General features: G+C 59.9%; 10 protein-coding genes. 6 read left to right on the plus strand and 4 right to left on the minus strand.

Annotated elements, in window-relative coordinates; all coding sequences use genetic code 11:
- Positions 1–105: 105 nt before the first annotated feature.
- Positions 106–3018, minus strand: coding sequence for an aminotransferase (locus DU29_RS0106435; protein ID WP_028620992.1), 2913 nt, complete (start codon positions 3016–3018; stop codon positions 106–108).
- Positions 3019–3298: 280 nt separating this feature from the next.
- On the opposite strand from DU29_RS0106435, the gene rfbC reads away from it, so the two are divergent.
- From rfbC to DU29_RS0106455, 4 genes are all read left to right on the plus strand, one after another.
- Positions 3299–3844: a dTDP-4-dehydrorhamnose 3,5-epimerase gene (gene rfbC / locus DU29_RS0106440; protein WP_028620993.1), complete on the plus strand. Its 546-nt coding sequence runs from the start codon at positions 3299–3301 to the stop codon at positions 3842–3844.
- Positions 3845–3949: 105 nt separating this feature from the next.
- Positions 3950–5758 carry a sensor histidine kinase gene (locus tag DU29_RS0106445; protein ID WP_028620994.1) on the plus strand — a complete coding sequence of 603 codons (1809 nt, stop codon included), beginning with the start codon at positions 3950–3952 and terminating at the stop codon, positions 5756–5758.
- The gene (locus DU29_RS0106450; protein ID WP_028620995.1) at positions 5755–7149 is read left to right on the plus strand and encodes a sigma-54-dependent transcriptional regulator; all 1395 of its coding nucleotides are present in this window, start codon (positions 5755–5757) and stop codon (positions 7147–7149) included. The genes DU29_RS0106445 and DU29_RS0106450 overlap by 4 nt, the downstream gene beginning before the upstream one ends.
- Before the next feature lie 40 nt (positions 7150–7189).
- Entirely contained in the window at positions 7190–7645 is a 456-nt protein-coding gene (locus DU29_RS0106455) for a YiiD C-terminal domain-containing protein (protein WP_028620996.1), read from the plus strand.
- A gap of 126 nt (positions 7646–7771) precedes the next feature.
- Here the strand turns inward: DU29_RS0106455 and cysQ are convergent, their stop codons facing one another.
- Together cysQ and nudE are read right to left on the minus strand one after the other, a co-directional pair.
- On the minus strand, positions 7772–8605 hold the full coding sequence (cysQ, locus tag DU29_RS0106460) for a 3'(2'),5'-bisphosphate nucleotidase CysQ (protein ID WP_028620997.1): 834 nt from the start codon (positions 8603–8605) through the stop codon (positions 7772–7774).
- Entirely contained in the window at positions 8602–9168 is a 567-nt protein-coding gene (gene nudE, locus DU29_RS0106465; protein ID WP_028620998.1) for an ADP compounds hydrolase NudE, read from the minus strand. The genes cysQ and nudE overlap by 4 nt, the downstream gene beginning before the upstream one ends.
- 91 nt (positions 9169–9259) lie before the next feature.
- Between nudE and yrfG the strand changes: the two genes are divergently transcribed.
- Positions 9260–9922, plus strand: coding sequence for a GMP/IMP nucleotidase (gene yrfG, locus DU29_RS0106470; protein WP_028620999.1), 663 nt, complete (start codon positions 9260–9262; stop codon positions 9920–9922).
- 86 nt (positions 9923–10008) lie between these two features.
- On the opposite strand, the gene lysM is transcribed toward yrfG, so the two are convergent.
- Complete coding sequence (lysM, locus tag DU29_RS0106475) at positions 10009–10458, minus strand: peptidoglycan-binding protein LysM (protein ID WP_028621000.1); 450 nt, start codon at positions 10456–10458, stop codon at positions 10009–10011.
- Positions 10459–10596: 138 nt separating this feature from the next.
- Here lysM and DU29_RS0106480 point away from each other — a divergent pair, with 138 nt between their 5' ends.
- Positions 10597–11484, plus strand: coding sequence for a LysR family transcriptional regulator (locus tag DU29_RS0106480; protein WP_028621001.1), 888 nt, complete (start codon positions 10597–10599; stop codon positions 11482–11484).
- The last annotated feature ends 18 nt before the right edge of the window (positions 11485–11502 follow it).

Genomic DNA, 11502 nt, shown 5'->3' on the forward strand with positions numbered 1-11502 from the left:
TATAACCGATAAAAATCGGCTTTAAAAGAGATTCTCACGGTATACGCTAAAATCATCAGCGTAATTTGCCGATATAAATCGGTAAATACTGCCACTTTGACGGGGCTACAGACCTTCGGCCAACACCTTCGCCAACATATCGACAAAGAAATCCACACTCCGACGCGAGGTTACCATCGGCGGTTTGATCTTCAGGACGTTCAGGTAATCCCCCGTCGGCTGCATGAAAATCCCCAGCTCTCGGAGCCGGTCACACAACGCCGTGGTCTCCTCTGTCGCCGCCTCCAGAGTTTCGCGGTTGCGGATCAACTCGACGCCCAGATAGAAACCGGAGCCGTGCACTGCGCCGACCAGCGGATGAATATCGATCAGCGCTTCAAGACGCTTTTTGAAATAACCGCCGACCACTTGGGCGTTTTCCCAGAGTTTCTCCTCCTCCATGACATCGAGCACCGCCATGCCGATCTGGCAACTGACCGGGCTACCCCCTGCCGAAGAGAAAAAGTAACCCTCCGACTCCAGCGCCTCGGCGATTTCCCGGCGAGTGATTACCGCGCCCAATGGTTGACCGTTGCCCATGCCCTTGGCCATGGTGATGATGTCGGGCACAACGCCCTGCTCTTCAAATCCCCAGAAGAAATTGCCCATGCGGCCATAGCCGACCTGCACTTCGTCGGCGATGCACACGCCACCGTGTGCACGAACCAGAGCATAAGCCTGCTTCAAATAGCCTGGCGGCAGCGAGATGCCGCCCGCATTGCCGTACACCGGCTCGCAGATGAACCCGGCGAGCCGCCGCCCTTGCGAAGCGATTTTCGCCAGGTTGTGTTCGACGCTACGCACGTAGTCCGCTGCACAGTCCGCGCCGCGAAACTCACCGCGATAGGTATTCGGCGCGGGCACCGGATGCACCCAGTCGGGGCGGCTGCTCAATGCCTTGGGATTGTCGGCAATCGAGGTCGAGACCGCATCCGCACCCACGGTCCAGCCGTGATAGGCCTCCAGCACGCTGACCATATCGCGCCCGCCGCTGTAAGCCCATGCCAGGCGGATTGCCAGGTCATTGGCCTCGCTGCCACTGTTGACCAGAAACACCCGGTCCATGGAGTCCGGTGACAATTTCAACAAGCGCTCGGAAAATTCAGCGACCGCTGCATAGTTGAATCGCGAATTTGTGTTGAGCAGCGACCACTGGCGGCTGGCCACGGCGGCCATGCGCGGATGGCCATGACCGAGCACCGCGACATTGTTGAGCATATCGAGGTAAGAACGGCCCTGCATGTCGATCAGGTGATTGCGCCAGCCGCGTTCGATGCGCGGAGGGTCAACGTAATAGTGCTTCTGGGTCCGCGCAAAACTGGCATCGCGGCGCGCGAGCAAGGTCTTTGAATCGAGCTCGGGCTCGGCGTCGCAGGCCAGCCCCAGCAGCATTGCGGGTGATGGACACAACGCTTGCCACGCCGCCGCGCGCGATGGGGTGCAGAACACCGGCGAATCCAGCATACCACTGCGGCACAGCTGCACGGTCAAAGGTCCACTGACGGTCCCCAATACCTGTCCCGAAGCCAATGCTGCCTCCGCGAGCAGCGTCGGCGTGACGCCCGACATTCGCACACTCAGTTGCGCACCATCCAGTTGCAGCACACCTGGTGCCGGCTGATGGAGCTCACCGGCAAACGGCGAGGCGACCTCGGTGCCAAGGGGCACCCGCAACTCGACATGCAATGCAAAGGTGTCCGGTTCCGCAGCACTGTCCGGGCGAGTACGTGACAACCGGTATTGACCATAACGACTCGCCGCCAAGCCATGTGCTGCCGCGGCTTCGCTCAACAGACGCTGATCGATCCCCGGCTCTTCCCAGTTACCCGCCTCAAAATGGGCGCTGAGTACGCCAAGATCGATCAGGGCAAACTCACGACCCACCAGGCTTGGCAGCATCGGAGCGAAACCTTCGATAGCGATGCTCGACTGGCTATGACCAACCGTGCTGAGGATCGCGGCCTCCATCAGCTCCAGCGGTACCGATGTGGCAACGCGGAAGATTTCCCACTCGTGAATCAGATTGTCACGGCTGTAGTCATTTCCCGGATCAATGCAGACCTGTTGTTCGCCACTGAGTACCAGCACCGCCGCCCGCGCGATGATCAACGGCCACAATGCGAGCAACTCTTCATGTTGCAACGGATTGACCGAGTGATACGCCTGAACGGCCGGCAGGATATAAAACGGATCTCCCTCAGCGTGATGCAGGAGTGCCGCGCAAGTCACCGACAAATCGGTAATGCGCCAGGTGCGGATCAGATCGCCAAAATCGATAACGCCTTGCAGTTGCCAATGCCGTTGCGGATCTCGCTGCCAAACCACATTGTCATCAGTGATGTCCATGTGAATGGCCTGCACCGGCAACCTGTCGATCAACGGTTGCAGGTGTCGCTTGGCCTCTTCTGCAACGTGGGCGATCTGCGCGCGCTGCACGTCATCAGTAATCACCGGCAACAAGTGAGCGATCAACGCGTTGGCATGACGGGCGTCCCATTGAAGAGTGCGTTCCAGTCCGGCGTGATCGAAACCGGCCAGCGCCAGATCCATCTCGCCACAGAGCCGCCCAAAGCCGGCCACCACCGAAGCAGGCAGATGATCAAGCTGCGTCAGTGACTGACCCTCGATGTACTCGAGCAGGCGCACGTGCAAGGCTTGATCTGCGACCACCAGCGACAGCAAATCTTCACCGGTTTTGCCGGGGATCACCTTGGGTACCGGCACGCCGGAGTGCTCTGCCAGATGCTTGAGCCCGGCGTGCTGGGCCTGCAGCTCCAGTGCCGAATAATCACCCCGGCAGATTTTCAGGACGAACCGGCCTTGCTCACTGTCGACCCGGAAGTTGAGGTCCTGCTGACTGCCAAGGGCCTGCAACCTTCCGCGCAACCCGTAATGCTCGAAAAGCAGCGCTGAAGCCTGATCCTTCGAAACCTGTGGGCCGGGCAAACTGGCGCGATGAATCAACGTGGCAAGCGGCATACAACGACCCCTGAAAATTTTGTTAGGCGCCTATATCGCCACTGCGATGGACGATGCGCAAGTACCTTATACCTGTTGCGGACAAGCTCAGGAGTGCAGCACACGGTCGACTTCACACCGTCCGAACTTTCCTACATGAATCTCGGATTGCCTCCTCGCGCGAACGGGCGAGTTTTAGACGCTAGTCACGCCGACCAGATTCGCCTGAACATCGGCACTCGCTTCGGCCGCCGCCTTGCGCAAGAATGTCGGCCATTGACGTCTATTGCTGGAGAATCACATGAATGTTGTCACGACCGACCTGCCCGGCGTTCTGATGATTGAACCCAAGGTATTTGGCGACGAGCGCGGCTTCTTTTATGAAAGCTTCAATGCCCGTTCTTTCAATGAGGCGACGGGACTGGACGTGCAGTTTGTTCAAGACAACCATTCCCGCTCGCAAAAAGGCGTGTTGCGCGGTCTGCATTACCAACTGGAAAACACTCAAGGCAAACTGGTTCGGGTGACGGCTGGCGAAGTGCTCGATGTGGCCGTGGACATTCGTCGCAGCTCGCCGCATTTTGGCAAGTGGGTCGCGGTGCGGCTGTCGGCCGAGAACCATCGGCAGATGTGGGTGCCGGAAGGTTTCGCCCATGGTTTTGTGGTGCTGAGCGATTTCGCCGAGTTTCTGTACAAGACCACCGATTACTACACGCCCTCCGCCGAGCGCAGCATTCGCTGGGACGACCCCGATCTGGCGATCGATTGGCAACTGGACGCAGCGCCGCAACTGTCCGGCAAGGATCAAGTGGCAACGCTCTTCAAGGACGCTGACGTCTTTTCCTGAATCGCTGTGCGAATTTTCACCACGACACGTGCCCGAGGCGAGGTGCGCAGACTGCGCTCGCAAGCCTAGGCATAATGCGCCTGTACCCACAGGCGCTTGATGCTCATGACTCCGACCCTCCCCCGCAGACCCCGTTGGCGTAGCCTGGCCCTGCTCGCGCTGTGTCTGGCGCCTTTGCTGTGGCCGCTGGAGCACCTGGCCGAGCGTTATTACCGCAGCGAACTGGCCGGACAAAATCGCCAGACGCTCGACCTGTATGTCGCCAACTTGCTGGGCACCCTGCACCGTTACGAAGTATTACCGCAGATCGTCGGCGATTTGCCCGCCCTGCGCGCCGCACTGGCCGCGCCGGACGACGGCGTGACACAAGGCAACGCCAACCGGTTCCTGAAGAACATCAGCGCGCAGACCGGCGCCGAAGTGATGTACCTGATGGATACCACGGGCAAGACGCTGGCCGCCTCCAACTGGGACAAACATGACAGTTTTGTCGGGCGCAACTTTGCCTTCCGCCCGTATTTCAGCGAAGCGATGGCCGGGCGTCTGGGCCGCTTCTTCGGCCTGGGCACTACCTCGGCCAAGCGTGGTTACTTCTTTGCCGCGGCAGTACGTGACCGCGAAAAAATTGTCGGCGTGCTGGTGGTCAAGGTTGACCTCGACCACACCGAAAGCCTCTGGGGCAAAACCCCGGAACAGTTGCTGGTGACCGACCATAACGGCGTGGTGATCCTCACTTCCCGGCCGGAGTGGCGATTCCGCGCGACCCGCCTGCTGAGCGACGCAGAGCGCAAAGCCATCATCGCCATCCAGCCTTACCCGACCCGCAACCCGAAACCGTTGGATCTCAATACAGACGCCTGGCTGACCCAGACCCAGCAGATCGATGAAACAGGCTGGAGCGTGAGCATCCTCGCGCCCCGCACCCTGATCGACCGACCGGTACGTACGGTCGTGGCCATCGGCGGAGCCACTTTACTGGTGCTGATGCTTTTGCTCGGCCTGATGATGCAGCGGCGCCGGCATTACCTCGAACGTATCGCCTTCGAAGCCAAGGCCCGGCGTGAACTGGAGGGCCGGGTCGCCGAGCGGACCAGCGACCTGGAAGGCCTTAACCGTCGCCTCAAGGAAGAAGTGCTTGAGCGCGAACAGGCCCAGCAGGAACTCGTCCGCGCTCAGGATGACCTGGTCCAGGCGGGCAAGTTGTCGGCGCTGGGCACGATGTCGGCGAGCATCAGTCACGAACTCAATCAGCCGCTGGCAGCGATTCGCAGTTATGCGGAAAACGCCGAGGTGCTGCTTGATCACCAGCGCACGGACGATGCACGGGGCAACCTCAAACTTATCAGCGAACTGACCGGGCGCATGGCATCGATCATTGCGCACCTGCGGGCCTTCGCCCGGCGCGATCGCCACGCTCCGGAAAGCGTCGCCCTGCAACCGGCGCTCGACGACGCGCTGGCGTTGCTGGCCAAACGCCGACGGAGCATGGAAGTCGAGCTGATCCGCGACCTGCCGGCCGCAGCGTTGTGGGTCGAGGCGGGAGAGACCCGTTTGCGGCAGGTGCTTGGCAATTTGCTCGCGAACGCGCTGGACGCGCTGACGGAAAAAGGCCCGCCCCGTAAACTCTGGTTGAGCGCGCAGTCCACTACCGACGGCGTGACGCTGTACATTCGGGACAACGGCCCTGGCTTTTGCATGGAAGCGCTGGGGCGTGCCAGTGAGCCGTTTTACACCACCAAGACCCGCACGCAAGGTCTGGGTCTGGGACTGGCAATCTGCGAAACCCTGATGCGCGCGTTCGGCGGTGAACTGTCGTTCGCCAATCATAAAGACGGCGGCGCCCTGATCACTCTTAAATTGCGCGCAGGCGCACCGGGCGTGAGCCTGCAACCGTCCGAGGACCGTAGTGCATGACCATCGACAACCGCATCCAGGTCGTTTTGATCGACGATGATCCGCATCTGCGCCAGGCATTGAGCCAGACGCTGGATCTGGCCGGACTGAAAATCCTGCCACTCGCCGAGGCCAAGGGTCTGGCGGCGCAACTCGAGCGCGACTGGCCCGGTGTGGTGGTCAGCGACATCCGCATGCCGGGCATGGATGGCCTCGAGCTCCTGACCGAACTGCATGCGCAAGACCCGGAACTGCCAGTGCTGCTGATTACCGGTCATGGCGATGTGCCGCTGGCTGTCCAGGCGATGCGCGCAGGGGCGTATGACTTTCTGGAAAAACCCTTTGCCAGCGACTCTCTGCTCGACAGTGTCCGCCGCGCCCTGGCTCTGCGCCGTCTGGTGCTGGATAACCGCAGCTTGCGGCTGGCCCTGAGCGATCGGAATGAACTGAGTACCCGGCTGGTCGGACACTCGGCACCCATGCGCCGCCTGCGCGAGCAGATCGGCGCACTGGCGGCGACCAGGGCCGACGTGCTGATTCTCGGTGAGACCGGCGCCGGCAAAGAAGTCGTCGCCCGTGCGCTGCATGATTTGTCGAGTCGGCGTAATGGCCCTTTCGTGGCTATCAACGCCGGGGCACTGGCTGAATCGGTGGTGGAAAGCGAGCTGTTCGGTCACGAGCCGGGGGCCTTTACCGGCGCGCAGAAACGGCGTATCGGCAAGTTCGAATTCGCCAACGGCGGCACGTTGTTTCTCGACGAAATCGAAAGCATGAGTCTGGATGTGCAAGTCAAATTGCTGCGAATGCTGCAAGAGCGCGTCGTCGAACGTCTGGGGGGTAATCAGCTGATCCCGCTGGACATCCGCATCATCGCCGCCACCAAGGAAGATTTGCGCCAGTCAGCCGATCAGGGCCGTTTCCGCGCTGACTTGTACTACCGCTTGAACGTCGCCCCCCTGCGCATTCCGCCACTGCGCGAGCGTGGCGAGGATGCGCTGATGCTGTTCCAGCATTTTGCCGAAGAAGCCAGTGCACGCCACGGTCTGCCAACCCATGAATTACAACCCGGCCACCGCGCTTTGCTGCTGCGTCACACCTGGCCCGGCAACGTGCGGGAACTGCAAAACGCGGCGGAACGTTTCGCCCTGGGTCTGGAGCTGGCGTTGGATAACAGCGTGCCGGACGGAGCTGTCGGGCTGGCGGTGGAGATGGTCAGCGGCGGTCTCAGCGAGCAAGTCGAGAACTTCGAGAAATCCTTGATTGCCTCCGAGCTCGCACGCTCCCATGGCTCGGTGCGCAGCCTCGCCGAAGCCCTCGGGATACCGCGCAAAACCCTGCACGACAAATTGCGCAAGCACGGACTGAATTTCGCCGACGCTGGTGCTGGCAGCCACACTGACGAAACTGACTGAGCCAGCTTCATTTCATCCACTTGAACGACAAGGCCAATTCATGAACCGCGACAGTCGTCACCTGGAATCGATCCTCCATCGCGATATTCCCCTGACGCGGGACATGGGCCTGAAAGTGCTCGACTGGCACGATCAGCAATTGCGCCTGCATCTTCCGCTGGACGCCAACGTCAACCACAAGAGCACCATGTTCGGTGGCAGCCTGTATTGCGGCGCGGTGTTGGCCGGTTGGGGCTGGCTTCACCTGCGTTTGCGCGAGGAACGGGTGGAAGAGGGTCACATAGTTATTCAGGAAGGTCAGATCAGTTATCCGCTGCCGGTAACGATGGATGCGATAGCGATCTGCGAGGCGCCGAGTGCAGCAGTGTGGAAGAAGTTTCTGGCGATGTACGAACGTTATGGGCGGGCGCGGCTGACCCTGCACTCGCGGATTGTAAATGCCGACAATGATGTCGATGCGGTGAGGTTTACCGGGCAGTACGTTCTGTATCGTTGACGTAAAAGATCGCTGCCTCGCTTCGCTCGACAGCTGCTACAAAAAATCCCCCGCCGCGGGACCTGCAGGAATTGTAGGACTTGTAGGACTTGTAGGAGCTGTCGAGCGAAGCGAGGCTGCGATCTTTTAACCTCTGCCCCGAGCCAACGCCAACAGCTTCCCCCGCCAGTTCGCCTTAGCCGGCAGCGCAAGAAAAAACTCATTCAACAACGACTCTCGCGCCGGATAGCTGAACGGTGCACCGCCAAGATCCAGCACCTCACCGCCAGCGCCTTCCAGCACACCCTGGGCGGCCGCCGTATCCCATTGCGAAGTCGGCGCCAAGCGCGGGTAGCAATCCGCAGCGCCTTCCGCCAACAGGCAGAACTTCAGCGAACTACCGATATTGGCCAATTTCAGTTCGCCCAGACTGGCACTCAACCCGGCAAGCAAACGCTCTTGCTCGGGACTTGAATGACGACGACTGGCGACAACGGTAAAGGTCTCACCTGCGCCGGGTTCCGTGCGGACCTGAATGGGCATCGGTCCAGTGCCACCGTCACCCCGCCACGCACCCAACCCGGAGCCGCCGACATAGAAGCGCCCGTTCGTCGGCATCGTCACCACACCAAATACCACCATCCCATGTTCGATCAGCGCGATGTTGACGGTAAATTCTTCACTGCCGGAAATGAACTCCTTGGTGCCGTCCAAGGGATCGACCAGCCACCAGCGCTGCCAGCCGGCTCGAACACTCAAGGGAATGTCGGCGTCCTCTTCGGACAACACCGGAATACTCGGATCCAGCGCCGTCAGCCCGGCGAGAATCAGATGGTGGGCTGCCAGGTCGGCTGCCGTCACAGGGGAGTCATCGGATTTGGCGGTCACTTCGGTGTCAGTGCGCCAGAACGGCAGGATCGCCTCGCCAGCTTTTAGCGCCAGTTCGATAACCGGCGCCATCAACGGATGCGGGAAGTTCATGGCAGGAAGACCCCACGCTGAGTCAACAGATCACGGGCCAGATACAGCGCCGCCAAGGCCCGGCCCTCAGTGAATTTCGGATTTTGAGCCAGCGCCGACAATTCGCGCAGGTTGATGGTCTCTACGCCCATCGGCTCCGGCTCGTCACCCTCGAGTCGTTCTTCGTACAAATCAGTGGCCAGCACCACCTGGATTTTCTGGCTCATGTAACCGGGTGACAACGACAGCTCGGTCAGATGTTCCAACTGCCGTGCGCCGTAGCCGGCTTCTTCCTTGAGCTCCCGCTCGGCCGCCGCCAGCACGTCTTCGCCAGGCTCGATCAAGCCTTTGGGCAACGACAGCTCATATTCATCGGTGCCACCGCAGTATTCCTCGACAAGCACCGCGTGATCCGCATCGAGCATCGCCACGATCATTACCGCGCCATAACCGGCACCCTTGCCGACCAGCCGCTCGTAAGTCCGCTCAACACCATTGGAAAATCGCAACTTCAGCTCTTCTACGCAGAACAAACGGCTGGTGGCGACAATCTCGCGGGCGAGGATGGTGGGTTTCTGGCGCATGAGCGGCTCCTTGGCGATAGCGGGTTACTATACCCGGCCTATCCTGATTGTTGATCCCGGATATCTTTTTTAGCGCTGGAGAAGTTTTTTTATGGCCGCCCTGCCCTGGCACGACATTGACACCGTTCTGTTGGACATGGACGGCACGTTGCTCGACCTGCATTTCGACAACCATTTCTGGTTGGAGCACCTGCCTCAGCGCTACGCCGAGTTGCATGGGGTGAGCCGGGCAATGGCCGAAATGGAGTTGCAGCCGCTGTTCGAAAGGCATGCCGGTCAGTTGCAATGGTATTGCCTGGACTTCTGGAGTGCCGAGCTGAAGCTTTCGGTGCGCGAGCTGAAACTGGAAACAGCTCACTTGATCGCGCTCCGCCCGGACGCCGACACCTTTCTTGCGGCGATCAAAAAGGCCGGCAAGCGCGTGGTGATGATCACCAATGCGCACCGTGATTCTCTGTCATTGAAACTGGAAAGGATCGAGCTGGCGCCGTACTTCGAGCGGCTGATCAGCTCTCACGACTACGGCTTCCCCAAGGAAAGCCCGCAGTTCTGGGACGCCTTGCAGGCAGACCTCGATTTCGACCCGGCCCGCAGCCTGTTTATCGACGACACCTTACCGATCCTGCGCAGTGCGCGGGAGTTTGGCGTGGCGCATTTATTGGCTGTGAGTGAGCCGGATAGCCGTAAAGGGCCGAAGGACACGGGGGAGTTTGGAGCAGTGGGTGATTACCGGGATTTGGTCGCGGGTCTTTAGTCCGAGTGAGCAGCATCGCGGGCAAGCCTTGCCTCTATACCCTAGGGAGCAAGGCTTGCCCGCGATCGCTTTCACGCGAAATTAAATTACTCAGGAATACGCAAGGACTGCCCTGGGTAAATCTTGTTCACATCCTTGAGCATCGGCTTGTTGGCGTCGAAGATCTTTTGATACTTGTTGGCATCGCCATAAACGCGCAAAGAAATCGCACTGAGGGTGTCGCCCTTTTCGACCACCACAAACTTGGCCGCAACAACTACTGGCCCGGTCACAGTGATCTGGTCATCAACACCGCTGATACCGGCCACGTTACCCAGCGCCAGAAGGATTTTCTCCTTCTCCTCCTGACTGGTCGCTTCGCCTGTAGCGATGACTTTCTCGCCCTCGACTTTCACCTGAATCTTGGAAGTGTCGATACCTGTGAGGGCATCCTTGACGTGCTTGGTCAACTTCTCGCTGTTGGCTTCGGCCTTGTCGGGCGTCAACGCATCGAGGATTTTTTCACCTGCATCTTTCAAAAAGCTGAAAAGGCTCATCGTGTGCTCTCCTTGGTAATTAAGTGTCCGGACGCAAGAGACTAGACCAACCCTGCAATGCGCGGTTCCAAACCGATCAATGACGTCCGTCCGGTGCAAGCGCTAGAATCCGTTCCTCACCGCACCCATGGAGCGAAGATGGACATCAAGCAGCTCAAATTCCTCATCGCTCTCGACGAAACCCGCCATTTCGGCCAGGCCGCCGCACGCTGTCACATCACTCAGCCGACCCTGTCCATGCGTCTGCGCAGCCTTGAAGAAGAACTCGAATTGCCCCTGGTCAATCGCGGCCAGCGCTTTGAAAGTTTCACGGCGCCGGGCGAGCGTGTTCTGGCATGGGCGCGCACGGTGCTGGCGGCCTACGATGGATTGCAAGCCGAGGCCGCCGCGTGTCGCGGCAATCTGGTCGGCACATTGCGTCTAGGGGTGGTGCCGCTGTCGAGTTTCGATCCGTTGCTGTTGATGCAACGGCTGCACACCGAGCACCCGAATCTGCGCTTTGAATTGTCGGCGTTGAGTTCCGAGCAGATCCTCGAACAACTGGCCAACAATCGTCTGGACCTTGGCGTGTCGTACCTGGATAGGCTGGACGGCGAGCGCTTTGACTCGCTGGCCTTCAGCGAAACCCGTATGGGCCTGCTTTATGATCAACGTTTCTTCAGCTTCAGCGACGCACCGCTGAGTTGGGAAGCGTTGATCGAGTTGCCGTTGGGCATGCTGACCAGCGGCATGCATTTCCGCCAGTCCATTGACCACAATTTTCACAGCCGTGGGCTGACTCCGCAGCCTCTGCTGCAGACCGACGCCGTGCATCAACTGTTACAAGCCGTACACGGTGGCTTGTGCTGCGCCGTGATGCCACTGGACGGAGGCCTGGAAAATCTCACCGATCACTTGCGCTTGCAGCCTATCGAAAACGCGCAAACCCTCGCCAGGCTAGGGTTGATCATGCGCCGCAGCGCCCCACGCTCAGCGCTGGCGGAGGCATGTTTTGCGCTCTATCAGAAATCGCCAGCAGACTCTTGATCGACGTCATCTATCGGT

The organism is Pseudomonas sp. Ant30-3, from assembly GCF_000690905.1.
Taxonomy (GTDB): domain Bacteria; phylum Pseudomonadota; class Gammaproteobacteria; order Pseudomonadales; family Pseudomonadaceae; genus Aquipseudomonas.

Excerpts from the sequence above, each read along its gene's own strand:
- DU29_RS0106435 (WP_028620992.1), bottom strand. The coding sequence starts at position 3,018 with ATGCCGCTTGCCACGTTGATTCATCGCGCCAGTTTGCCCGGCCCACAG.
- rfbC (WP_028620993.1), top strand. The coding sequence starts at position 3,299 with ATGAATGTTGTCACGACCGACCTGCCCGGCGTTCTGATGATTGAACCC.
- DU29_RS0106445 (WP_028620994.1), top strand. The coding sequence starts at position 3,950 with ATGACTCCGACCCTCCCCCGCAGACCCCGTTGGCGTAGCCTGGCCCTG.
- DU29_RS0106450 (WP_028620995.1), top strand. The coding sequence starts at position 5,755 with ATGACCATCGACAACCGCATCCAGGTCGTTTTGATCGACGATGATCCG.
- DU29_RS0106455 (WP_028620996.1), top strand. The coding sequence starts at position 7,190 with ATGAACCGCGACAGTCGTCACCTGGAATCGATCCTCCATCGCGATATT.
- cysQ (WP_028620997.1), bottom strand. The coding sequence starts at position 8,605 with ATGAACTTCCCGCATCCGTTGATGGCGCCGGTTATCGAACTGGCGCTA.
- nudE (WP_028620998.1), bottom strand. The coding sequence starts at position 9,168 with ATGCGCCAGAAACCCACCATCCTCGCCCGCGAGATTGTCGCCACCAGC.
- yrfG (WP_028620999.1), top strand. The coding sequence starts at position 9,260 with ATGGCCGCCCTGCCCTGGCACGACATTGACACCGTTCTGTTGGACATG.
- lysM (WP_028621000.1), bottom strand. The coding sequence starts at position 10,458 with ATGAGCCTTTTCAGCTTTTTGAAAGATGCAGGTGAAAAAATCCTCGAT.
- DU29_RS0106480 (WP_028621001.1), top strand. The coding sequence starts at position 10,597 with ATGGACATCAAGCAGCTCAAATTCCTCATCGCTCTCGACGAAACCCGC.